This window comes from Sphingomonas sp. PvP055 (genome assembly GCF_040546365.1).
In the GTDB taxonomy this organism is placed as follows: Bacteria; Pseudomonadota; Alphaproteobacteria; order Sphingomonadales; family Sphingomonadaceae; genus Sphingomonas; species Sphingomonas echinoides_A.
In genome coordinates, this window is sequence record NZ_JBEPNS010000001.1 from 2,387,469 (window position 1) to 2,410,589 (window position 23,121).

31 protein-coding genes are annotated in these 23,121 nt (G+C 64.4%); 30 read left to right on the top strand and 1 reads right to left on the bottom strand.

Going from position 1 to position 23,121, the window contains the following annotated elements:
- Positions 1-4 precede the first annotated feature (4 nt).
- The 14 genes from ABIC16_RS11280 (at position 5) to ABIC16_RS11345 (ending at position 9,570) form a co-directional block, all read left to right on the top strand.
- Positions 5-433, top strand: a complete 429-nt coding sequence (locus tag ABIC16_RS11280; protein WP_354291163.1) for a P27 family phage terminase small subunit — start codon at positions 5-7, stop codon at positions 431-433.
- Positions 426-2,240: a terminase large subunit gene (locus tag ABIC16_RS11285; protein WP_354291164.1), complete on the top strand. Its 1,815-nt coding sequence runs from the start codon at positions 426-428 to the stop codon at positions 2,238-2,240. Before ABIC16_RS11280 ends, ABIC16_RS11285 begins: the two co-directional genes overlap by 8 nt.
- Before the next feature lie 125 nt (positions 2,241-2,365).
- A complete protein-coding gene (locus ABIC16_RS11290) occupies positions 2,366-3,553 on the top strand; it encodes a phage portal protein (protein ID WP_354291165.1) in 1,188 nt (395 codons plus the stop codon).
- Positions 3,554-3,561: 8 nt separating this feature from the next.
- Positions 3,562-4,548, top strand: coding sequence for a head maturation protease, ClpP-related (locus ABIC16_RS11295; protein WP_354291166.1), 987 nt, complete (start codon positions 3,562-3,564; stop codon positions 4,546-4,548).
- A 10-nt stretch (positions 4,549-4,558) separates the two neighbouring features.
- The gene (locus ABIC16_RS11300; RefSeq protein ID WP_354291167.1) at positions 4,559-5,929 is read left to right on the top strand and encodes a phage major capsid protein; all 1,371 of its coding nucleotides are present in this window, start codon (positions 4,559-4,561) and stop codon (positions 5,927-5,929) included.
- Between the two features lie 86 nt (positions 5,930-6,015).
- Positions 6,016-6,243 carry a hypothetical protein gene (locus ABIC16_RS11305; RefSeq protein WP_354291168.1) on the top strand — a complete coding sequence of 76 codons (228 nt, stop codon included), beginning with the start codon at positions 6,016-6,018 and terminating at the stop codon, positions 6,241-6,243.
- 57 nt (positions 6,244-6,300) lie between these two features.
- Positions 6,301-6,942, top strand: coding sequence for a head-tail connector protein (locus ABIC16_RS11310; protein WP_354291169.1), 642 nt, complete (start codon positions 6,301-6,303; stop codon positions 6,940-6,942).
- Complete coding sequence (locus tag ABIC16_RS11315; protein WP_354291170.1) at positions 6,939-7,292, top strand: phage head closure protein; 354 nt, start codon at positions 6,939-6,941, stop codon at positions 7,290-7,292. The genes ABIC16_RS11310 and ABIC16_RS11315 overlap by 4 nt, the downstream gene beginning before the upstream one ends.
- On the top strand, positions 7,292-7,834 hold the full coding sequence (locus ABIC16_RS11320; RefSeq protein ID WP_354291171.1) for a hypothetical protein: 543 nt from the start codon (positions 7,292-7,294) through the stop codon (positions 7,832-7,834). The genes ABIC16_RS11315 and ABIC16_RS11320 overlap by 1 nt, the downstream gene beginning before the upstream one ends.
- Complete coding sequence (gene gp17, locus ABIC16_RS11325) at positions 7,827-8,228, top strand: tail completion protein gp17 (protein ID WP_354291172.1); 402 nt, start codon at positions 7,827-7,829, stop codon at positions 8,226-8,228. The genes ABIC16_RS11320 and gp17 overlap by 8 nt, the downstream gene beginning before the upstream one ends.
- Positions 8,229-8,273: 45 nt before the next feature.
- Positions 8,274-8,696 (top strand): hypothetical protein, encoded by a 423-nt coding sequence (locus tag ABIC16_RS11330; RefSeq protein ID WP_354291173.1) that lies wholly within the window; start codon positions 8,274-8,276, stop codon positions 8,694-8,696.
- Positions 8,697-8,732: 36 nt separating this feature from the next.
- Positions 8,733-9,023 carry a hypothetical protein gene (locus ABIC16_RS11335; RefSeq protein ID WP_354291174.1) on the top strand — a complete coding sequence of 97 codons (291 nt, stop codon included), beginning with the start codon at positions 8,733-8,735 and terminating at the stop codon, positions 9,021-9,023.
- Positions 9,020-9,451 (top strand): gene transfer agent family protein, encoded by a 432-nt coding sequence (locus tag ABIC16_RS11340; protein WP_354291175.1) that lies wholly within the window; start codon positions 9,020-9,022, stop codon positions 9,449-9,451. Before ABIC16_RS11335 ends, ABIC16_RS11340 begins: the two co-directional genes overlap by 4 nt.
- Positions 9,451-9,570 (top strand): phage tail assembly chaperone, encoded by a 120-nt coding sequence (locus ABIC16_RS11345; RefSeq protein WP_354291176.1) that lies wholly within the window; start codon positions 9,451-9,453, stop codon positions 9,568-9,570. Before ABIC16_RS11340 ends, ABIC16_RS11345 begins: the two co-directional genes overlap by 1 nt.
- 99 nt (positions 9,571-9,669) lie before the next feature.
- Here the strand turns inward: ABIC16_RS11345 and ABIC16_RS11350 are convergent, their stop codons facing one another.
- A complete protein-coding gene (locus tag ABIC16_RS11350; protein ID WP_354291177.1) occupies positions 9,670-10,278 on the bottom strand; it encodes a hypothetical protein in 609 nt (202 codons plus the stop codon).
- A 72-nt stretch (positions 10,279-10,350) separates the two neighbouring features.
- Between ABIC16_RS11350 and ABIC16_RS11355 the strand changes: the two genes are divergently transcribed.
- From ABIC16_RS11355 to ABIC16_RS11430, 16 genes are all read left to right on the top strand, one after another.
- Complete coding sequence (locus ABIC16_RS11355; protein WP_354291178.1) at positions 10,351-12,717, top strand: D-alanyl-D-alanine carboxypeptidase family protein; 2,367 nt, start codon at positions 10,351-10,353, stop codon at positions 12,715-12,717.
- Entirely contained in the window at positions 12,717-13,310 is a 594-nt protein-coding gene (locus ABIC16_RS11360) for a hypothetical protein (RefSeq protein WP_354291179.1), read from the top strand. Before ABIC16_RS11355 ends, ABIC16_RS11360 begins: the two co-directional genes overlap by 1 nt.
- Positions 13,310-13,897 carry a hypothetical protein gene (locus tag ABIC16_RS11365; protein ID WP_354291180.1) on the top strand — a complete coding sequence of 196 codons (588 nt, stop codon included), beginning with the start codon at positions 13,310-13,312 and terminating at the stop codon, positions 13,895-13,897. Before ABIC16_RS11360 ends, ABIC16_RS11365 begins: the two co-directional genes overlap by 1 nt.
- Before the next feature lie 13 nt (positions 13,898-13,910).
- Positions 13,911-14,333, top strand: a complete 423-nt coding sequence (locus ABIC16_RS11370) for a DUF6950 family protein (RefSeq protein ID WP_354291181.1) — start codon at positions 13,911-13,913, stop codon at positions 14,331-14,333.
- Between the two features lie 3 nt (positions 14,334-14,336).
- Positions 14,337-18,017: a phage tail protein gene (locus ABIC16_RS11375; protein WP_354291182.1), complete on the top strand. Its 3,681-nt coding sequence runs from the start codon at positions 14,337-14,339 to the stop codon at positions 18,015-18,017.
- 18 nt (positions 18,018-18,035) lie between these two features.
- Complete coding sequence (locus tag ABIC16_RS11380) at positions 18,036-18,566, top strand: hypothetical protein (protein WP_354291183.1); 531 nt, start codon at positions 18,036-18,038, stop codon at positions 18,564-18,566.
- Positions 18,567-18,568: 2 nt separating this feature from the next.
- Complete coding sequence (locus ABIC16_RS11385; protein WP_354291184.1) at positions 18,569-18,868, top strand: hypothetical protein; 300 nt, start codon at positions 18,569-18,571, stop codon at positions 18,866-18,868.
- 11 nt (positions 18,869-18,879) lie between these two features.
- Positions 18,880-19,143, top strand: a complete 264-nt coding sequence (locus tag ABIC16_RS11390) for a hypothetical protein (RefSeq protein ID WP_354291185.1) — start codon at positions 18,880-18,882, stop codon at positions 19,141-19,143.
- A 4-nt stretch (positions 19,144-19,147) separates the two neighbouring features.
- Positions 19,148-19,612, top strand: a complete 465-nt coding sequence (locus ABIC16_RS11395; protein WP_277969318.1) for a hypothetical protein — start codon at positions 19,148-19,150, stop codon at positions 19,610-19,612.
- 13 nt (positions 19,613-19,625) lie between these two features.
- Positions 19,626-20,198: a lysozyme gene (locus ABIC16_RS11400; RefSeq protein ID WP_354291186.1), complete on the top strand. Its 573-nt coding sequence runs from the start codon at positions 19,626-19,628 to the stop codon at positions 20,196-20,198.
- Positions 20,195-20,599, top strand: a complete 405-nt coding sequence (locus ABIC16_RS11405; protein WP_354291187.1) for a hypothetical protein — start codon at positions 20,195-20,197, stop codon at positions 20,597-20,599. Before ABIC16_RS11400 ends, ABIC16_RS11405 begins: the two co-directional genes overlap by 4 nt.
- A complete protein-coding gene (locus ABIC16_RS11410) occupies positions 20,596-20,970 on the top strand; it encodes a hypothetical protein (RefSeq protein WP_354291188.1) in 375 nt (124 codons plus the stop codon). The genes ABIC16_RS11405 and ABIC16_RS11410 overlap by 4 nt, the downstream gene beginning before the upstream one ends.
- Positions 20,971-21,079: 109 nt before the next feature.
- Positions 21,080-21,235, top strand: coding sequence for a hypothetical protein (locus tag ABIC16_RS11415; protein ID WP_354291189.1), 156 nt, complete (start codon positions 21,080-21,082; stop codon positions 21,233-21,235).
- Between the two features lie 27 nt (positions 21,236-21,262).
- Complete coding sequence (locus ABIC16_RS11420) at positions 21,263-21,637, top strand: hypothetical protein (RefSeq protein WP_354291190.1); 375 nt, start codon at positions 21,263-21,265, stop codon at positions 21,635-21,637.
- On the top strand, positions 21,634-21,936 hold the full coding sequence (locus ABIC16_RS11425) for a hypothetical protein (protein ID WP_354291191.1): 303 nt from the start codon (positions 21,634-21,636) through the stop codon (positions 21,934-21,936). Before ABIC16_RS11420 ends, ABIC16_RS11425 begins: the two co-directional genes overlap by 4 nt.
- Before the next feature lie 9 nt (positions 21,937-21,945).
- The gene (locus ABIC16_RS11430; protein WP_354291192.1) at positions 21,946-23,112 is read left to right on the top strand and encodes a hypothetical protein; all 1,167 of its coding nucleotides are present in this window, start codon (positions 21,946-21,948) and stop codon (positions 23,110-23,112) included.
- Positions 23,113-23,121 lie beyond the last annotated feature (9 nt).

Sequence of the window (23,121 nt, forward strand, 5' to 3'; positions counted from 1 at the left end):
CCGGATGGTCGAGATCGTCGAAATTGCCGGCGGCGACGGCGTTCCGCCCGAGCCGAACTGGCGCAGTATCTTTGGTCGCGTGGCGGACCGCGAGGCCGCAGCCGGCTATTGGCGCGACGTCATCAGCGAGCTTCGTTCGGCGGACAAGCTCGCGGTGGCAAACGCTCATTCGATCAAGCGTCTCGTGGTCTCCTACGTCACCTACGACATCAGCGCACGCGAGGTGCTGAAATCGGGCCCGGTGATCAAGGCGAAGAAAACCGGGGTACCGATGTACAACCCATGGTTCGCCGCGATGTCCGGCGCGGACAGCCAAGCCGCGACGTTGGAAAAGGCGCTCTGTATCACGCCGCGCGAGCGCGGCGCTGGCGCGAAGGTGGAGCGGAAGGCAACGCGCAGCACCGGCGGTGGATACCTCAAGAGCCGTGGCTAATCGCTTCCTCGCCGAAGAGGACCCAACCACAGCCTGGGCGAAAGCCGCGGTCGACGGCAAGCTCTTCACCTGCGGTGACTTGGTCCGGCACGCTGCCGAGCGTCACTTGCGCGATATTCGCGACGGTGAGCGGCGCGGCATATACTGGCGTCCCGACGCCGCCGCGCACTTCCTCAACTTCCTGCCGTCAGTTTTCCAGGTCACCGACGGTCCGGCTGCCGGTCAGCCTTTCTACCCGCTCGAGTACCATACGTTCTGTGGAGGCAACCTGTTCGGCTGGCGAACAGCAACCAACCGCTGGCGGTACCGAACGGGCTGGCTCGAAACCGGCAAGGGACAGGCGAAGTCGCCACTTATGGGCGCGATCGGCATCTACATCATGGGCTGGTGCGATATCCCTCGCGCTCAGTGCTATGCGATCGGTGAAGACAAGGCGACCGCGAACGTTCTGTTCAGAGATGCCGTTGCCATGTGTCGCGCGGACATTCCCGGCGGTGACGAAGGGGAGAGTCTCGAGGGTCTCGGCGAAGTCATTATCCGCGGCGAGTTGGAAAACGCCTGGAAGATTGAGCATCCCGACAGCGGTTCGTTCTTCATGCCGATTGCGAGCGGTGAATCGCAATCTGGACCGCGCCCTTCGCTCGTTGCGGCCGATAAGATCCACGAATTGAAATCGGAAGCGGCGCTGCTGACCTGGAAAGCAGCGATCGACAAGGTCGCGGGCAACGCTCTGATGCTGCTGGGCACCAACACGCCAGCGCGCTCGTCGCAGCACGTCGGCACTTCATACTCTGACACCTACCAGTCGATCGTGAAGGGCGAAGCGAAAGACGATACCGCCTTCGCGTTCATCGCTCGCATCGACAAGCGCGACCGCGATACGATCTTCGAGAACGAAGGCGCCTGGCAGAAGTCATTGCCCGCCCTTGGCGAGACGTTCCCGATCGAGAATATCCGCGAGACGGTCAATTCCGCCAAACTGCGGCCGTCGACGAAGTCGAGCGTCAAACGCCTCTATTTCGGCATCGACAGCGCGGCGGCGGACTTCTGGATCAGCGAGGACAAATGGTCCGCCGTCCAGGGGGTGGTAGACGCCCGTGCGATGCGAGGCCGCAAGTCGTGGTTGTCGCTCGATCTGTCGCAGAAGAACGATCTTACCGCGTTGTCGCAGGCGTGGGAGCTCCCCGAGGATCTCGTAGCGGTGAAGACCTGGTATTGGACCACCAAGGAGGGGCTCGAGGAGCGTGCGGACGCCGACAAAGCTCCGTACCTCGACTGGGTCGAGGACAAATACCTGACCGCCACTCCGGGCGCGACGATCGACTATACCTTCGTTGCGGCGCAGGTTCAGCAGCAACAGGCGGAGCATGAGATCGAAGCGCTGGTCGTTGACCCTGCCTTCCTCACGTCGTTCACCGACGCCTGCGATCAAGTCGGGCTGGTCTGGTGGCTTTGGGACGGTCCCGGCAAGCCTGAAGGTCGCGGCCTGAAGATCGTCAAGCACGCTCAGGGCCAACGGATCATGTTCGAGGACCGGCAGCTGTGCATGCCGCACTCGATCACCCGCACTGAGGATCTCATCCTCAACAACAAGCTGCTGATCGACGATTCCCCAGTAACCTATAGCTGCGCTGCGAATGCGGTGATCGAGCCGGATGGGCTCGGCAACCGCATGTTCAACAAGAAGAAGTCCCGCGGGCGGATCGACGGCATGGTTACGATCGCCATGGCCGTTGGCGCCGCGACCGCCGCTGCAAAGCCGAAGAAGAAGTCGGTCTACGCTTCGCGCGGCGTCATCCGGGTATGAAAGGAGAATAGATGGCTTCTCCTGAAGACTATGTCGCCCGGGCTGGCGGACGAAGGTCCCTATCGCCATCACGCGCGATCGCCGCAGCCCGAGCAGCGGAAGGCAATCGTCCTGGCGGACCAATCATGGCCTACAACGCTTATGATCTGTCCGACCCCACACTTCACGATATGATGCGTGGCGACGGCGGACGGACGGGTGTGGCAGGGATCGCGGTCAACGAACGCGCCGCGCTCCGAAACAGCACGTTTTTCCGGGCGATGTCATTGATCTCCGGATCCATGGGCATGCTTCCATTGCACCTCATGCGCCGTACGGCCGACGGGTCGATCGAGAAAGCCCGCGACCACCCCTTGTTCAAGGTGCTGCATCGCAAGCCCAACGACTTCCAGTCTGCGACCCAGTTCAAGAGCTACATGCAGCTGTGCGCGCTGCTTGATGGTAACGCGTACGCGCTGATCATCCGCTCGCGCGGCGCCGTGCGTCAGATCGTCCCCCTTCCCCGGCGGTCGGTTAAGCCGCAACTCTCCGCGACATTCGAACTCACCTTCCGGTACCAGCCCAAGTCGGGCAGTGCCGTAACGCTCAAGAGGGAAGACGTTTTCCACTTCCGCGGCCCGATCTCCTTGGATGGGCTCAACGGCGTTTCCCTACTGGACGTGGCGGCCGACACGCTCGGCCTGTCGCAGCGCGCACTCCAAGCCGCAGGTCGCTTGCTCGACAAGGGGACGATGGCGCGCGGTGCCCTGGAGACCGCGGAGACGCTTGGCGACGAGGCGATCGGCCACCTGCGCGATAGCCTTCGTGAGAACTTCTCGGGCGCAGATGCCGATGAGGATTGGCTGATCCTCGAGGAAGGCCTGACCGCCAAGGTGCTGTCCGGCACGGCAAAAGACAACGAATTGGTCGCGCTGCGGCGCCAGGAGGCGGAGGAAGTCTCCCGATTCACGGGTACCCCTCGCCCGCTGCTGATGTTCGATGAGACCAGCTGGGGCAGCGGCATCGAGCAGCTCGGTTTGTTCTTCGTGACCTACTGCCTCCTCCAGTGGTTCGTGATCTGGGAAGAGGCCGTCTGGTTCTGCTTGCTCACTTCGGATGAGCAGGACTCGATGTACGCCAAGTACAACGACGGGGCGCTTCTGCGCGGCTCGCTCAAGGATCAGGCCGAATTCTTCAAGGCAGCACTCGGTCCGAACGCAGCCTTCCTGACGCCGAATGAGGCTCGCGACAACTTCGACCGCAACCCGATCAAGGGGGGCGACGATCTCCCGCGCAACGGCACGACTGCCGCCGCAACTCTCGCAGACGCTTAGGAGCAACTATGACCGACGAGCCCAAGGCGGCGGGCAAGCCGCGCGCGGTAAAGACCCTCAACGGCCGGCCCCTTCCGGGCAAGCCGGTCCTTGCCACCCCCGATACGCGGATGCCCCGCGCGATCTCGAATGTGAACGGCAAGGATCGGCCCGGCGCCCTGCCCATGCCCGCAGATCGCTCCGTATCGGCCTTGGCGCGACCCAACATCCTCGAGAAGTGGTCGGCCGACGCCGCAGGCATCCGCGCGGTCGAGAGCGGTGACACCGTCATCACGATGTTCGGAGCGATCGGCGAAGACTATTGGTCGGGCGGCGGCATCACCGCGAAGACGGTGACGGCTCAGCTGCGTGCGATCGGCGACCGCCCTGTCGAGGTCCAGATCAACTCGCCCGGCGGCGACATGTTCGAAGGGATCGCGATCTACAACGTCCTGCGCGAGCATGCACAGCCGGTGACGATCAAGATCATGGGAATGGCTGCATCGGCAGCGTCGGTCATCGCGATGGCGGGCGACACGGTCGAGATCGGCGCGGCGTCTTTCCTCATGATCCACAATTGCTGGGTCGTGGCGGTCGGTAACCGGCACGACATGGCCGAGACGGCCACGTACCTCGGGCCGTTCGACCAGGCGATGGCGGACGTTTATGCTCAACGCAGCGGCCGGACCGCGGCGGAGTGCGCGAAGTGGATGGACGACGAGACGTACATGTCCGGGTCTATCGCCATTGAGCGCGGCTTCGCTGACACCCTACTCACCGCCGATCAGACGACGCGGGACGAGCAGGCCAAGGCTTCCGACCGGGAGCGCACCGCGATCACCGCGCTGGAGTTGAAGCTTGTCGCCGGCGGCGACACGCGCACGCAGGCGCGCGACCACATCACCAAGATCAAGGGCACGCCAGGCGCTGCCCCTGTAGCCGACACGCCAGGCGCTGGCGGCGAGACCGAGTTGACCGGCCTGCTGGCGGGTCTGCTCTCCACCATCAAGAGCTAGGAGCTCCCCCATGAAGAAGTTGAACATGGCCGCCCTTGTGGCGGTGGCGACGGTGCTCGCCAATCCGTTTCGCGCGCTTGCGGCGGTCGCTGCCAGCAAGCCGGCACCCGAACTGACCCTCTCGGCTCCTACCCTGCCCGCAATGCCTCGTGCTATCGCCGGCACCGTCCGTGCGGACGCCGCTGATCCCGCAACGCTCATTCGGTCGCTGAACGGGGCGTTCGAGGAATTCAAGACGACCCATGCTCGTGAGATCGAGGAGATCAAGGCGGGCAAGACGGACGTTCTGACCAAGGACAAGCTCGACGCGATCAACGCCACCCTGACCGAACTGCAGACCGCGGTCGACGATCAGGCGCGGATCAACGCGGCGGCCAAGCTGGGCGACGGTGCCGTGATCGGCGACATCAAGTCCGATCCGGAATACACCAAGGCGTTCAAGGCGCACATGCGTCGTGGCGACAATGCTTCGGCGGAAGTCCGCGCGGCGATGCAGAAGGGTACCGACACCGACGGCGGCTATCTTGCCCCGATCGAGTGGGATCGGACCATCGGCGAGAAGCTGAAGAAGATCAGCCCGATGCGCGCCGAGAGCCGGGTCATCACCATCAGCGTCGCCGGGTTCAAGAAGTATTTCTCGGACCGCAACGTCGGGTCGGGCTGGGTCGGTGAAACCGCCAGCCGTCCGGCGACCACGACGCCGCAGATCGGGGTGCTCGACTTCGTGCCGGGCGAACTCTACGCGAACCCGGCGATCTCCCAGCAGCTGCTGGACGATGCCGCGATCGACCTCGAGGAATGGCTCGGCCAGGAAGTCGATACCGAGTTCTCGCGTCAGGAAGGCATCGGTTTCCTGTCTGGCGACGGTGCGAACAAGCCCTACGGCATCCTGACCTACGTCACGGGCGCCGCGAACGCGGCACGCCACCCCTACGGCGCGATCAAGGCGGTCAACACCGGCGATGCTGCAAAGCTCACCGGCGACGGCTTCGTTGACCTGATGTACGACCTGCCGAGCGAATTTGCTGGCAACGCGAAGCTGTTCATCAACCGGCAGAGTCTCGGTGCCGCGCGCAAGCTGAAGGACGGCCAAGGCAATTTCCTGTGGCAGCCGTCCTACGCACTCGGTCAGCCGCAGACGCTGAACGGCGCGCCGATTGTGGAAATGCCCGACATGCCGACGGCGGCGGCCGGCAACGTCGCGGCGCTCTACGGCGATATGGAAGCGACCTACCTGGTTGTCGATCGGATCGGGATCCGCGTGTTGCGCGATCCGTATTCGAACAAGCCGTTCGTGCACTTCTACACGACCAAGCGCGTGGGCGGCGGGGTGCATAACCCCGAGCCGATGCGCGCACTCAAGATCGCCGTGAACGCGTAACTCTCCGCCGGGCCGGCTTCGAGCTGGCCCGGTTCTTCGAAGCCGCGCGGCAAGGCCCACGGTTTCGGCGAACCAGGAGAAGACCTATGGACACCAAGACCGTCAAGAAGCCGGATAACGGCATCGCTCCGGCAACCGATATCGACACCGCCGGCGCACCGCAGCAGATCGTTCCCGACGTCGACATGAACCACCCCGCCGTCGACGCCGATCCGCGCGCCAATACCAGTGCCGAGCAGAACCGCATCGACTTCAACGACCCGACGCTTTCGGGTGCGGAAGCCGTCGAGCAGAACCTCAACGCTCAGAAGTAACCAGTCAGTGCCAGCCGTTCGCGGCTGGCACTTGCGATCCAGCATGGGAGGCGCACGATGACGTTGCAAACCATCGCTTCCATGCGGGAATTCCTGTCGCTCGGGCCCGACGTGTTCGAAGCGAGCGTGCTTGAGCAGTATGGTGCATATCTTGATGGCGCGACGGTCACCCCGATCGTGTCGCTGCGCGAAGCGAAGGCTCAGCTGCAACGCGAACAGGACAATACGAACGACGACGCAGAGACTACCGACTTCATCGCCGACGCGTCCGCATGGGTAGAGGGATATACCGGCCACCTCCTCTCCGCCCGCGACGTCACGGAGCAGTTCCGCGGCTTTGGTGCAGTCGAGATCCGCGCCTGGCCAATCGCTGCGGCAGCCGTGCCGGGTGTGGCCTATCAGGACGCGAGCGGGCAGCCCATCGCGATCACCGGTGCCCGGTTGGACCTCAGCAATCGCCCAGCGCGCGTCTTGCCGCCAAGCGGCCCGTTCTACCCTTTCACCGACAGCAAACAGCTTTTTACCGTCACCATTCGCGCCGGGTATGAATCGCCGAACGATGTGCCGCGCGAAATACGCCGCGCCATGCTCGTGCTGATCTCCGGATACGACAACGATCGCGAGGGCGGCGAAATCTTCGCCAAGGCCGAGGCCAGTGCGCGCAGGATCTGCGGTCGCTTGCGATTGCGTCGCCTGTGACCGCCGGGGATGGCCTATCAAGTCGCCTGCGCGAGCGGGTGACGCTTCAGCAGTCGAACGCCGTCGACAACGGTCGCGGCGGGCGCAAGGTGCCGGAGGGGCAGCCCGCCTGGCGCGACGTTGCGACCAAGATCCCGGCGGAGATCGTTCCCCTTCGTGGCGGCGAGGCGCTGAGCATCGCGGTGCAGCGCGCAACACAGTTCTACCGCGTCACCATCCGCAAGCGCGCCGGCGTTACCACGGCGCATCGCCTGCTGTGGAACGGCGTTGCGCTCGATATCCGGACCGCTCCGCCTTCGACTGACCGGGCGACGCAGGTGATGACGTGCGAAACCGGAGCGCTCGGCTGATGGCGCGCACGAAGATCCGCGGCATCGGCAAGTTTCGCCGCCTGCTTCGGCGCATGCCGGACGCCGTACGCGGCGAATTGGTGGTCGAACTGAGCGTTACCGGTCGGCAGATCGAGCAAGCGATGAAGGCGAAGACGCCGCAGAAGACCGGTGCCGTGCGCCAGGGTATCACGAGCAAGGTCTTGCCCAAGTCACTCCGGCTGCAAGTCGGCTTGCTCGGGACGCGCGGCGGGCAGTCGAAGCTGTTCTATGGTCGGATTCAGGATCTCGGGCGGCGTGCCCAAACCGTGCTGGTGCAGCGTCGGCGTCGCGTGGCGCAGACCTTTCGCGACGGACGCACCGTCAACATGCTTCGGACCGGTTCTGGCGGCCGCAAGCGGACCGAGGACATTGTCGCGACCTACAAGATGCGCGTCAGGGGCATGGCTCCGAAGCGGTTTATCACGGGCCGGATGCCTGACCTGCGCCGCACGTTGAACGACAATCTGCGTGGGATCTTCGCCCGATCGCTGAGCCGAATTGCAGGGGGTGGCGATGAGTAGAGCCAAAGCACTGGTCGAGGCGGTAACGTTCGACGCCCTGAGCTCTGCCATCTCCGGCGCGACGGTCTATCAGGATGCGCCCGTGAACGCGCCGGGTGACTTGGTCATTCTCGGCGAGATGAAGAGCTTCCGCTTGTCGACCAAGAAAGCGGAAGGCGATCGTCGCGTCACGATTGCAATCGTCACGATCGTGGAGGCCGAAGAACGCGCGCCGCTGCTCGCGCTTCAGGAGCAGATCGAGACCGCGCTCGATGGCCAGCGGTTCGAGAAGGACGGCTGGACGATCGCTTTCGAGTTCGAGGACGACGACGCTGTGCTCACCGAGGACGGAGCGACCTACGGCGGCATCACCAGCTTCAACGTTCTCGCGTTCGCCCCTTCCGACCACCAGTAACCTACCCGCCGCGCCCCGCCCGCGCGCATTTACAGGAGAACCACCATGAAGAAATTGGGCTCAGACTATCGCCTGTTCCTCCAGGCGACCACCGTGGGAACGTTCAACCAGCCCGCCGGTCAGGGCAATCTCAGCATCGATCGCGGCAAGGGGTTCTCGTCGAATGCGACGAAGGATCAGGAAGGCGTCGACACGCAGTCGCCGGGTCTGCGGACGATCACGGTCAAGCAAGACCTGACTCCCGATCTGCCCGACGCGAACGGCTACACCCGGATCGAGACGCTCGACAAGACGAACGCGGCCGAGGTCTACCAGATCCGGAAGAAGCCGTTCGGCACCACCGACGTAGTGTTCGAGTGCTTGATGTACACCGCCCTCGATAGCTCCGGCTTCGACCAGGGCGCGAGCGTCAAGACGCCGCTGACGCTGCAGCCGGCCGCGCAGCCGACCGTCGATGCGCTCGCGTAAGCGACCGCGCCCGCCCCTACCATAAGGATCACCCAGATGATCACTATCAACGGCAAAGAATTTCGAACCAACAAACCGACGGATCTGAACGAGCAATTGATCGCCTCCACCGGACATGGCGTGCGCGAGCTTCAGTCGCTGCTCAGTGCGGGGCCCTCGCTCGCCGCGCGTACGCTGGCGCCGTATCTCGGCAAGCACGACGACAGTCCCGCGCCAGACCTCAATGAGTTGGCTTGCGACATCGCAGCGGATCCGAACGCCGTCGGCGAGATTGCCAAGCTCTATGCGCTGCCGGCGGATACGGTCGAAGAGATCGTCGCACAGTGAGCGATCTCGACACCGCCGCGCCGGCGATCGAAGATCGGGGCGAACTGGCCCTGACGCTCGATGGCACGAGGATGGTCCTGCGACCGACCTTCGAAGCCGTCTCGGAAATCGAGGAAACGCTTGATCGCGGACTCGTCGACCTTGCCCGCGCAGCCGTCGCGGGCAAGCTCAAGATGTCGGAGACTGCCCAGATCGTCGGAGCATGCGTGCGCGCTTGGGGCCGTGAAACCGACAATAAGGGCGTCGCCGGCGCGAACGATAAGCGGATCGCCCGCTTGATCATGGACAGCGACGACGGCGTTCACGAGGCGATGCGAACCATCGGCGGCATGCTGTCTATGGCGGTAACCGGCGGATACACCACCGCGGGGGAACTGAAGCCGTCGATGATCACGAAGACGACGGAGAAAGCCCTCGTCGACGGCTGATGGGCACGGCCGTCGTCCTGCTGGGATGGCGGCCTGCCGACTTCTGGCGCTGCACACCGGTCGAGTTCTGGACCGCTATGAAGGCGTTCGAGCGCGCCAATCCCCCAAGCCCGTCATAGCAGGAGGCGTCCATGGCTGATCAGACCGAACGCCTCCTGTTGCAGGTGGACGCGGCAACCGAGTTGCTGCGCCGGAACTTGGCTGAAGGTGAAAAGCCGCTAGACCGATTTGAGAAGCGTGCCGCCAAGATGGCGGAGAACGTCGAAGGCTCGATCGGCAGCATGGGCAAGCGCTTCGGCGCGTTCGCGGATCTGGCACAGGATGCCGCGACGAAGGCCGAGCGGTCGTTCGAGGCGAGCTTCAGCAACGTCCAGAAGCTGGCGGCAAAGGCGATCATCGCGCCAACCGTCACCGGCGGCCTCAACATCGGTGCCGCGGACGCGCGCGCGGCGGCTGCCGCTGCTCAGCAGCAGGCAATTGCCACGCGCCTGATCGCCGACGCCTCGGAACGTGCCGCGCAGGGCGAGGGTGTTCTGACGGAGCAGACCCGCCTCTACGTCCAGGCGGCGCGCGCGGCGGCGCTGGAAGCTGAGAACCACGCCAACGAACTGACGCGCGAAGCCGGTGCGCTTGAGCGGGTCGAGATCGAGCTTCAGCAGGCAGGCGCGGCATCGCGGTTGTTCGGCGATCGCCAGCAAGGCGTCACCGCTCAGTCTGGCGCACAGCGTGCCGCGATGCAGGGCCTGTCCTATCAAATCCAGGACACCTTCACCCAGTTGAGCATGGGCGCGAACGCGTTCCAGGTGATCGCGATTCAGGGCGGACAAGCGGCCGGGCAGTTCGTCAACGTCGAAGGAAAAGCCGGATCGTTCGCTCGCTTTATGACCGGTCCGTATGGGTTGGCGATCACCGGCGCGTTGCTCGTCCTCGGTCCTTTGACCAAGGGCATGTTCGAATTCAGTGACGCAACCAATGATGCGGTCGAAAAGCTGAAGAAGGACGCCATCGAAAGCGACGTCGCGGCTCGTGCGAAGGCTCGGTTTGCCGGGACGGTTGAGGGCCTAACGTTAGCCCTGCGAGATCAGGACAAGGCGCTTCGTCAGACAGCCGATAGCGAACGATCGTCTGCCGACCGTGCCAACATCGCTGCAAAGGCAAAGCGCGACGAGGCTTTAGCTATCCGGCAGGCAACTGTAGCCCGCCTAGCTGAAGCCGAAGCCCGTCTCGACGACTTCTCGCTGACCGGCGGCACCACCGGTGCAGCGGCGCTTCAGAATCAAGCGCGCAGCGATCAAGTCAACAAGCTCAGGGCCGAGCGCACCAAGGCGGAAGCTGCGGTTACTGCAGCCGAGCGGCAGTTGAACGTTACTCGCGTCGACATCGCGGCCGAACGTGCTGCGATCTCGATCGACCCGGTTCGCTCGGCGACCAAGACTATCGACGACAAGATCGCGACCCTCAAAAACGAGCTTCGAACGCAAGCTCGACTTGGCCAAGTTGTCGGGGCGGAATCGCTAAAGCGTCTGCGTGAACTGGAAGCGCAGAAGAAGGCAGCATCGGACCTCGCGCAAGAGAAGCAGCGCGCGGCCAACGTGAAGCCGAACAATAACCAGATTGGCCGCGACGTCAGCGTTGCCGAGGCGACCAGCATCGTTGCCGGTATCGGCGGGCGGGTCACCAGCGGGCTGCGCTCGACCGAGCGGCAAGCTCAGCTATATGCGGACAAGCTCGCCGGGCGGCATGCGGGTCCGGTCGCGAAGCCCGGCACCAGCGACCACGAGCGCGGCCAGGCGGTCGACGTCGCCTATGGCCCCGGCATCAGTGTGTCGTCGATCCGTCAGGCGTTCGCCAAGGAAGGCGTCGCGATCCGTCAGCTGATCGACGAGCGCGACCAGAAGGTGTTCCACGTCGCCTTTGGCAAGAAGGGCCCGAGCCAGCAGTCGGTCGACGATCGCGCCGAGCGCGCGCGCCAGAAGGTGCTGAGCGACGATATCGCATACAGCCAGGAGGAACAGTCGGCTCGGCAACGGCTCGCCGCGGCAACGCGCAAGTCGGCCCAGACCGAGGATCAGCGCGACGCCGAACTGGTCGCGAGCATCAATGCCGACGCCGACAGCCGCAAGCAGAAGATCGACCTGCAGCAGGAGAAGGGGCTTTCGAAGGCGCGCGCCGACAACCTGCGCTCGTTGAACGAACAGACCCGGGTGCAGGATCTGCAGAACGCCGCAGCCGACCGCGCCATGCGCGTGATCGAGCAGCGGTACGACGTCGACCGGCAGAGCCTTGAATCGCGCATCGCCCTGCTCCGCATCAGCGAAGACATGGCGCCGACCGAGCGCGAGCGCGCGCGCATCGCCGAGCAGATCCTCGAGGCCGAGCAGACGCTTCGCCGGCAGGCGCTCGAGCGTGTTCGCGACACCTCCAAGGATCCGGACGCCGTCATGTCGGCGCAGCGTTCGCTCAGCGCGTTGCCGGCGTTGGAAGGCGCGGAGCGCGGGCAGCTTGCCCGGCAGAACGCCTCGCCGCTTGATGCGTACCGCGAGCGCCTAAAGGCCGCGACGGGCGATACGAACGCAGCTTTGCAGAGCGTCGCGGTAAATGGGCTCGGCTCGCTTGAAAGCAGCGCAGCGTCTGCCATCGGCAAGGTGCTGAAGCTGAAAGGCGCGTTCGGTGAAATGGCCTCGAGCGTGATCGCCGACCTGGCCCGCGTCGCGATCCAAAAGGCGATCGTTGGCGCGCTCGGTGGCGGGAGCTTCTTCGGTTTGGCCGATGGCGGTTCGCTCAGCGATATCCCGGGACGGGCAGACGGCGGATCGCTCGGAGGCTTGATCAGCGGACCGGGTCATGGCCGGTCCGACAGCATCCTTGCGCTGCTTAAGGGGCCCGGCGGCGGCGCGGTGCGGCTCTCGAACCGCGAGTTCATCATGAACGAGGCCGCGGTCAATCACTACGGCGCGGGCGCAATGGCAGCGATCAACGCACGCCGGCTCCCGCGGTTCGCCGACGGCGGCTCGCTCGGCGGTTCGCCGTCCCTCCCCAGCCTCCGCGCGCCCCGCTTGCCGGCGGCGGCGTACGGCGGTGGCGCGAACAGGCGGATGCAGTTGGACGCCAACGTCACGGTCAATGCCGGGCCGGAGTTCGAGGCCAAGATGGAACGCGTATCGCTGCGCACCGTCGGAGCAACCGCCGAGCCGATCATGGCAGGCGCAAGCGCGCGGACCATGCGGCAGCTTAATCGCGGCCAGTTGCCGGGAGCGTTCGACTGATGTTGATCAACATCCCCTCAGATCCCGTCGCGTCCGATATCGAGTGGACGATCGACCAGCCCGGCCAGGTCAACCGCGGCGAGTTCACCGGCAAGCGACGGGTCACCATTCTGGCGGCTGCGCCTCGCTGGTTCGCCAAGGTCACCCTGCCCCCGATCACCGGTGAAGGCCGCGTGCTTGACTGGCGTGCGTTCGTGGTCGACTGCGACGGCGTCGCCAACAGCTTTCGGGTCATCGCCTGCGAGAAGGACCAGATCGCGGGATCGCTCGACGTCCGCGTGAAGGGCGCCAACCAGGGCGGGCATTCGCTGATGACGTCTGGGTGGGGCGCGGCAGGGCTCAAGCTCAAGCGCGGCCAGTTCATCACGCTCGGCGACCAGCTGCTGATGGTGAACGCGCCGGTGGTGGCCGACTCCGACGGGAACGCCACCATTTCGGTAAAGCCCTATGTTCGGGTCGTGCCGGCGGACAAGGCAACGATCGAGGTCAAGCGGCCCTATGCCGTCATGGCGATGTCAGATCCGAAGAACGGCTGGAAGGTCGGCATCGGGCAGAAATACGGCGTCTCGTTCGACTGCGAAGAGGCGTTCTGATGGACAGCCGTCCCGACACCGATGCGAACGCCGCGCTATCTGCCGACGTCCGCAAGCCAGTCACGTTCTGCTTTCTCGACCTCGCCGATGGCCCGATCCGCGTTACCAATGCGCCCTACAGCTATTCCTTCAGCGGCACCGGCGACGAGGATCTCGACGGTTTCACTTTCACCGCGGTTGACCCCCGCGTTGTGTCGGTCGGCGCCGTCAAGGCGCGCGAGGGCGGTACCGACACGCTGTCGCTGCAGCTGTCCGGCCTCGCCGGCGTCGACGACGAGTTGATGACCCAGATCGGCAACCGCGCGAACTATGTTGGCCGCGACTGCCGTCTGTGGCGGGCAATGCTTGATCCGCGGCAGCTGACGCGCATCGGCGCGCTGTGGTCATTCTACACCGGATACATGTCGGTGCCGAAGATCGTCGGCGACCAGACCAGCCAGACGATCAACCTTGATGTCGAGTCCTACCTTGGCTTCTTCGGCCAGGCCTCGAACCGAACCTATCTCGATCAGCAGAGCTACGACCCGGACGACCGGTCAGCTGAGCTCGCGATTGCGATCGCCAACGGCGCCAGCCGCAAATCTTGAACGGGAGTCGATTATGAACCGTCTACCCGATTGGGAGGCGCGCCTCGCCGCGTACCTCGAACCCCTGCGTACGCTTCCCTTCGCATGGGGCCGGCACGACTGCTGCACATTCACGGCTGGCGCGGTCAAAGCTATGACCGGCGTCGACCCGATGCCCGAGTTTCGGGGACGCTACACCACCGCGCGTGGTTCGGTGCGCGCGCTGCGCCGCATTGGCGCTGGTACGCTGGCGTCGACACTCAGCGGCAAATTCGAGACGGTCGATCCGTCACTCGCACACCGTGGCGACATCATCATGTCCGACGGGCTGCTCGGGATCTGCCTGGGACCGTTCCTCGTGGCAGTAGGCTCCGAGGGCGACCGCGAGGGGCTGATCAGGATCGATCGCGCACGCTGGTGCGAGCCTCGCGCCTGGCACGTCCGGTTCGGGGTCTGACGGTTGGCCAAAGCACTCAAATTCGCCGCGCTGGCCGTTGGCGCTGTCGCGCTGATCGCGACCGGCGTCGGTGCGGTCGCGCTCGGCGGGCTTGCCGGATCGCTGACCGTCGCTGGCGTCTCGACCGGCACGCTGTTTCTTGCCTCGGGCGGCCTGACGCTCGCGGCGAGCCTGCTACAGAAGGGCCCCAAGGTCACCGCGTCACAGACGGACCGGCTGACCGCGAGCATCGACCCCCGCACGTTTCGCAAGACCGTGCTCGGCCAGACCGCGATGCCGGTCGACGTCCGCTACGAGGAATGGTCGGGCAACGACCAGGAGATCTGCGACTGGATCGTTGCGTTCGCCAGCCATGCGATCGACGGACTCGACGAGATATGGTTCGACACCGAAATGGCGTGGTCGGCCGCGACAGGCGTGGCCGCCAAATACAACGGCTATTTCTCGATCCCCAACCTGATCCTTGAGGGGACTCAGGCAAACGCCTTTACCTTTGCAAGCCGGAAATGGAATCGCGAGAGCGCGCGCCTGACCGGCTGCGCCTATGCCCGCTTCCGCTTCAAGGTCACCGGGAACGGCAAGAAGACCGAGAGCCCGTTCTCGAGCGGCATTCCAAGCCGGATCACCGTGATCGGACGTGGCGCCAAGCTGTACGACCCGCGCCGCGATAGCACGGTGCCAGGCGGGTCCGGTCCGATGCGGTCGAACGATCAGTCGACGTGGCGTTACACGGCTGATGACGGCGTCGTGATCGGTGAGAACCTCCCGCTGCAGATCCTGCGCGTCATCCTGGGCTGGCGGATCCAGAACCCCGCGACCGGCGTAATGAAGCTGGCGACCGGCGCGGGGGTGCCCGGGCGGCGCATCAGCTTCCCGTCATTTCAGGTCGCAGCGAACCTTGCCGACGAGCTCGTCAACCGCGCAGCGGGCGGCAACGAGCCGCGCTACCATGGCGCGGGCGTGGTTTCCGAGGGAGATGATCAGAAGACCGTCCTCGACATGCTGTGCTCTGCCTGCTGCGGCCGTTTCCGCGACACCGGCGGCAAGCTGGCGCTGGCGATCTCGCACAACGATCTGGCAGCCGTGGCGGTCGATGATGGCCTGAACGACGACGACGTTGTCGGCGCGTTCACCTGGGATCCTGACCCATCGCTTGAATCGACGCCGAATGTGGTGCGCGGCCGGTACGTCGACGCGACATCAGCATCGCTGTACCAGCTGATCGACTATCCCGAAGTGCGACTGCCAAGCCCCGACGGGCAGGATCGGTTCCTTTCGCTCGACCTCGGCGTCGTCGAAAGCCCGAGCCATGCGCAGCGGATCGCCAAGCAGGTTCTGCAGCGCCGGCAATACTCGCGACAATTCGCAGCACCGTTCGATATCCGCGCTTGGAAATACACGGTCGGCGACGTTCTGCCGTTCACCTTCGCGCCGCTCGGCTTCAAGCGCGGCGTGTTCCGGGTGAAGGAGCAGGAACTCGGTCAGGGCGGCACCTGCAACATGGTGCTGACCTACGAGACGCCCCTGTTCTATCAATGGGACGCCGATGACTCCCTGCCAGTGCAGGGCGCCGAACCGATCGTCTACGACAGCCGAAACAATCCGCTGATCCTCGCAATCGATGAGGCCGCTACCACCGCTTTCTGGGATGGTGTCACGGGCCCCAACAAGCCCGACGACAACGCCACGAACAGCGCAGACCCGAACAGCCCGTTCGGATCTGGCACGGTTAGCGAGTTCGAACTGGCTGTTGCCGCTGCGCGGGCGCAACTGGCGTACATCGATGGCACTACGATCCCGACGATCAACGACGCAGTCCAGGGCGCGAACACGAAGATCGCGACCGCCCGGCAGGACGCAGCTGACGCGCTGGCGCAGGCGGTCGCGCGGCTCGACGACAAGGACGCGTTTATCAACCGTCGAATCGACAGCGTGTCGGCAAGCGGTGGATATAACGATACGAACGTCTATGCTGAGGTCCGCCGCGTCGATGAGGCCGCGATCAGCCGGGATGGCACGATCGGGCGCCGCATTGATAGCGTCATCACTAGTTTCCAGAATGGCGACACCGACGCGAACGCTCGCATCGATCAAGTCGAGATTACGGCATCGAGCGCGAAACAAGCAGTTGCGGAGCTGTCCACCAGCGTTGAAACGCAGTTCGTGGGCGTCAATACGACCCTCACGGCTTACAATGAGCGCATCACAGGATTGTCGGACGCGCAGCGAAGCTATGCGGGCCGAACAGAAACTCTCGAAAGCCGCGCTGGCAATACCAGCAACTACGCGACCTCAAACGCCAATTTTGCGGCTTGGCCTGACAGATCGCTGTTGCCGAGCCAGTGGACATATTGGGCAAACAACGGAACCTTCACTCGAGAGGGCGGGAACCTCCAAGCCGGCGCTTACATGCTCGGGCATGTCGTTTCGAACAGCAATGACGCGGGCATCGCGACCACCTTCTTCGTCACCGCCGGATATTGGGTGATCGAAGCATCGGTTTGGTTCGAGAATGGCAGCACCCAAGGAGCGGGGGTGTTGATCGACAACCTGCCAGCTTTGAACTTTTCGACTGTGGAAGACATCGCCGAATATACGGGTTCGCAGGGTGGCGTCCGCCACTGGTCGTTCTTCGTTAAGTCGGAGTTCGCTGGACCCGTCAATCTATACGCTATGACGAATTGGTCGGGGTTTGGAGTAACCTCGGCAAAGGCGGTGCACTGGCTGAAGTGTGGCGCGCGCCCCGCCAACGACGGCGAGATCAAGGCGCAGAAGGCTGACGCGGCGCTGCCACTGATCGCGGCCCGCGTGAAGAAGGCCGAAGACACGCTTGTGGATATGCCGAACCGTTACGCCGCGGCGTCGGCGCAGGAGACGATTGAAGCACAGCTCAACGGTACGGCGGACAGCAATTTGCTGGCCCGCGCTAATGGTCAGACGGCTGCGATCGTAGACGCGAAAGTGGGCGCGATCACGCGGGACGTGTCCACGCTTCGCAGCGAATACAACGGCACGGTCGCGGAGTTCGAACAGCAGGCGGGCACGTTGGCCGGAATTGACGGTCGCAGCAGCGTCTATTGGCGGATCGCGGGCACGACCCCGGACGGTGGAACCTTTGTCCAGCTGTCGAAGGCGGATGGCTCCCCCGGCCTGTTTTACGTCAACTCCAACATGGTGATCGACGGTAACCTCACGCTCAACGGTACGTTCACGCCCCAGAAATTTAACCGGGCCAGCATGTCGCGAGAAGGCGCCTCAGTCTGGCAGGGCAGCATTACGCCGTCGGCTGGCCAAACGATCACCGTCCCGTGGAACCTGTCGCTCTCGCAGATCCCGGCGCTCGGGCGGTTTATCTACGAGTTCACCGCAGCGGTCACCACCAACGCCGGCCAGATGGTGGTCGGCACGATGCTCGGCAAGCCATCGTATCTGACCTACGTCGAAGACACCGGCGGCCTGACGATCGTGGCGCGAGACAATCAGAACAACGCTTACGTGCCGCGCGCAAATGCATCGTCGACGGTCCTAGCGACCACGGACTTTGTGCCGTCGTGGACCGCGACCGTCCGGGTGGGCTCGTACGACACCGGCTGGATCAACAACGGCGATTCCTACGAGCGCCAGGTCGCCGCCTCATACACCGTAAGCCGGATCGATCTGAAGGTGACGTGGGTCGCAATTTAACGCTTTCCGGAGGGCAGCATGGAATATTGGATCGTCTACTCGCTCGACACCTTCCAGGAGGTGTACCGCGGATCCGGCAACGTCGGCAGCAGCGTCTATCAGCAGTTGCCAGAAGGGACCGGGCTGGTCGTGGTGCCTTACGCCGTGATCGCGAAAGGGCCACTCGACCTCGAAGCTTTGCGCGGTGCGATGAACCTGTTCGTGGACACGTCGGCGGAGGCGTTCCGGTTGCTCTTCCTTACCGCTGGCATGGGTCAGGCAATGACGTACCAGCGCAAGGAAGCGGAGGCCCGCGCGTGGCTGGCGGACAACACGACCCGCACCCCGTTCCTCGAGGCGGAAGCGTCCGCCTGCGACATCACGGTTGAGGAGCTGGTGCCGGTCGTGATCGCGCGGGCCGATCAGTGGGAGCTCGTTGGCTCACTGATAGAGGGCGAGCGCATGGGTGCAAAAGCCAAGATCACGCAAGGCGCGACGTTTGCCGATATCGTCAAAGTGGCCCGGATCGATTGGCAGGCGCTGCTTGCGTCACCCGCGCCTGCCGTCTGACCATGCCGCCCCGCGAGCCCGCGCTGACGCGGTTGAGCAAGTGGATCATCCAGTTCCTGATCGCGATCGACCAGTTCGTCTATGTCCTGCTCGCGGCGCCCTACTACCTGATCTTCGGCGGCACCTGCCCTTCGGCTGACGAGACGATCAGTTCGCGCGTCGGCCGCGCGGCGATGGCGGGCGCATGGTGGGGCAAGCCCTGCGCCTGGGCGATCGATCACCTGTTCATGCTGCTCGGTTCCGCGCCGGGGCACTGCGCCCGCGCGATCGAAGCCGCCTTCCTGGGCATGGCCCCCAAATAACAGGAGCTACTGTGATGTTGCTTGCTGATGCGCTTCGCGGCGCAGCCCTTTGCGCGTGGCTGTTCTGCCTGGCTTGCCTGTCGCCAGCCGTCTGGCGGATCCTACGGAGACGCGGACGCTACCTCGACCCGATCTGGGGTCTGGTCTTCATGCTGGCGGTCAACCGGGTCACGTTCATTGCCCGCGTGTCGTTCGAGACAAGCCACATCACCGCCATTCTGCTGGCGATCGCGATGGGCGCGGTCACCCTTTCCTTCCAACGTCATGATCGGTGATCGGATGCCCAACTATCTGGCGGGACTCCCGTTCGGCTGGGGTGCGATCTTCGCCCTCATCAATCTCGCTCTCGGAAGCGGAGTGCTCGCGGCGTGGGTCCGGAATAGGCCGAAGATGCGGGAGATCGAACGGTCCGCAGAAGAGAAGCTCCGCGACGACCTGATCGCGCGTGTTGAGAAGCTTGAGACCCGGCTCGAAGATACCCGCTCGCACTACGAGGCGAAGCTCGAGAAGCTGGCGGCCGACTACGACGTCGCGCAGCGCACGGCGCGGCACGAGTTGAACAACGTCAAGATGCGGTTCCGCGCGCTCGTTATGTTGCTCAAGCGCCTGCCGAACCCGCCCGAAATGCTGGTCGCGATCCTCGCCGATATCGAGACGATGGAAGCTGAACAGATGCACGCCGAAGCCCTCGAAAAGGGTGCGGTGTCAGCCGCCAAGATCGCCGCGACGAACCCCACCTTTTGAAAGGACCGAGATCATGACGATCAACGGCAACATCACCGTACGCGTCGCCTGCGAGGTCGCCGGCGCCGAGGGCCTCGTGCTCGAGTGGTACCTCGACAGTGCGACGCCGCCTGTGGGCACCTGGGGCATTGGCGTCACCAACGCATCGGGCCACCTCGTTGATCGGTACAAGGACAAGCCCGCGACGATCGAGCGCGTCATGCAGATCTTCATCTGGCTCGTTCAGACCAAGTACGGGCCCGAGGTGCTTGCAGCGTTTAAGGGACGGACGCTGACCGAGGCGCAGTTCGCCGCAGCTCTGTCGTTCCATTACAATACCGGTGCGATCGGCGGCACGGAATGGGTGCGGCTGTACCTCGCCGGAAAGGTGGCCGAGGCCCGCAAGTTCCTCGAAACGCATTACCTCAACGGCGGCGACCTCAAGGAGCGCCGGATGGACGAGGCCGCCCTGTTCTTCGACGGGAAGTGGAAGCACCTCGACGGGCTGGTCAACGTCTACCCGGTTCGCAAGCCCAGCTACCTGCCCGGCAAGCCGAAGCGGGTCGACATTCGCGCCGACGTCGCGCGCGCGCTGGCCGCCCAATGAGCGTGTTCTCGAACCGCCGCGTGTCGTGGACGTCGATCGCAATCATCGTCGGGCTGCCGGTGCTGCTCGGCTTCCTCGCCTGGCTGATCTGGATCCTGTCCGATCCGGTGAAGTGGTGCAGCGTCCGAGTGGCCGACACGAAGCTCGCGACCAGTTCGATCAACGATTGCACGTCGATCGAGATGGAACTGATCAAGTGGCTCGGTTGGACGGCGGTCGGGCTGCTGGCGGTCGTCGCGATCGCGTTCCTCGTCATCGTCACCCGCGACCTGAAAGCGGGCATCGACGCGCAAGGCTGGGGCTTCAAGATCAGGACCGGCAACGATGCCGCGCAAGCAGCCGACGAGGTCGCCGGCGCGGCCGCGGACGCAGCTGCTGACATCAAGGGGGGCGTCGCATGACGGGGATCCGCTCCTGGCTCGGCCGCAGCGCCGCGACGCTCGTGTTCGCGATCGGGCTCATCGCCTTGATCGCGACCGTCGTCTCAATCCGGTCCTGCGGCACGGCCAGGACCGCCGAGACCGAAACCACCCTCGCGATCGGCCAAGCCGGGGCGGCGGCAGAGAGCGGCGCCGACGCCGTCAATACGGTTGGCAATCGTGCCCAGGCAGAGGAACAGTCAGATGCTATCTCGCGAGAAAACGACGCCGCCATCCGCAACGCCGAGGGCGCGACCGTTGTCGTCCCGGCGGCTGTTTCAGGTGCTGGCATTAGCGCACTATGTCGCCGCGCGGCCTACCAAGGTGATCCTCGCTGCGCTCAGCCTCAGTAGCTGCGCCGCCAGCGTCATCGTCGCCAGTCCAACCGATTGCGCCGGACTTCTCCCGGACAGCTGGCGCAAGCCCGTCGCCGGCGCGCCCCTCCCCCCATACGCCGCGGAAATGGCCGACTGGGTCGGGTTCGGGGATCTCCAAACGGCTCAGCTGGATAAGGCGAACGGCCGGACTGTTGACACCATCGACATCGTTTCGCGCTGTGAATCGCGCGCAGCGGCGGCGCAGCACAAAGCCCGCCCCAAGGTGCTCGGCATCTTCTGATCTGCCTCCAACTCAGGAAGGATGCCCGTGGCCAATCCACTCGATATCAAGACATTCCCCCGGCGCATCGATCCGAACATGCCGCGCCGTGGGTTCTACCCGACGCTGACCCGCGGCGACGCGGTGCGCGACATCCTGCAGCCAGGCGAGGAAGTGACCTCGTTCACCGTCACGCCCAACGCCGACGCAACGGCGGCCGGTTTGGTGGTGCTGACCGACGGCGACTTCACTCCTCGCTACGCCGGACTGACGTTCGCCTTCTGGGTCGAGATCGCGACCGCCATGAGGGGCAGCTCGATCTTCAACGGCACCGGCATCGTCCTGGGCGTGGAGATCAGCTTCACCACCAATTTTCAGCAACAGGACCAGATCACGGTCGGCATTCGGGTGGCAAACAAATGACCGAAGAAGCCACAGAAGCCGTTCTCGGCGGTGCCGTTCATAACGGCAAACGCGTCCGAGGGACGTTCACCTTCTACCAAGGCGAGGTCGGCGTCCGCGATCGCGGGGAAGTGCAGGAGGTGTCGTTCTTTGCCTCGGCAAAGCCCTACCCCCCGTTGAACGTCCAAGGCCTCGTCGACGGCAAGCTCGTCTCGGTCCTCGCGATCACCGAGCGCCACCTCGACGCCAACAGTGCCGCACCCCGGGTCGGCGAAATGCGCGTCGTGACGCTGACCGTCGCGCCCGTCCGGCCCAACTAGGAGAACGCTGTGGCTCTCGCTCCGCTATCGCAGACGCTCGTCCTCACTGCGGACGGCTCCAACTTCCCTCTCACGGACGCTGTCGTCATCCCGATCGGCGCGATCGCGCCGCCACCAACCTTCACTGTTGCCCCTTCGATCTCTCCATCAAGCGGCACGACTGCGACAACGTTCATCGCAGACGACGGAATTGTCGACGACGGCATCGTCACCGGGCGACGGTGGCTTCTCTCCGGCAACCTCATGGGGACCGGCCCCACGGTCAAAGCCTCGACGAGCGGCGCGCTTATCCTCGAGGTCTCGGCGCTGGGCACTGGCGGGGTCACCACGGTAAGGTCGGCAGCAGTCACTGTCGCAGCGCTCCCGGCGCCTGCGTTCTCAGGCAACCCCTCTGTCTCGCCGACAAGCGGCACGACGGCCTCAACCTTCACCGCAACCGATCCGACGGTCAACAACGGCACCATCATACTTCGCCAGTGGCTGCTTGGAACCACGGTCCTCGGTATCGGGACGACGATCGTTCCTGGCGCTGGCAATACCGGAAGCCTCACCCGCAAGATCACCGCCCAGGGGGCCGACGGATCGACGATCACGATTTCCTCGACGGCCGTCACGGTGTCTGCGGTTCCAGCCCCAACGTTCTCCGGCAAGCCGACGATTTCCCCGAACAGCGGCGATACTTCGGCAACGTTCACCGCGACCGACCCGACCATCGTGAACGGCACAATCACGGCGCGTGCCTGGCTGCTTGGAACAGCGGTCATCGGGACCGGAACGACCATTGTGCCTGGGGCTGGCAATTCGGGATCTCTGACACGCAGGCTCACCGGACAAGGCGCGGACGGATCGACGATCTCGATCACGTCCGACCCGATCACGGTGGCCGTGCCCGCCCCTACGCCGAGCAACACCTACGCAAACTCGACGCAGGTTTACGCCAACAACTCAAGCTTCTCGCCCGATCTGCTCGACGTCGAGCAGCGGCTCTTAGCGCTGGGATTCCGCTTCACGCAGTACCGGGTCGACTACGGCTCCGGTGCGAACACCGCGACGGGAGACACCGTCTACGCGGCGCTGATGAAGCTCCAGAACTGGATCTCGGCGATCGAGGGAGATCTCGCCCGGCCGTTCTTCAGCGCCCCCTTCTTCAGCACGGGCATGTTCGCCCGAGGATAAAATCCCCAA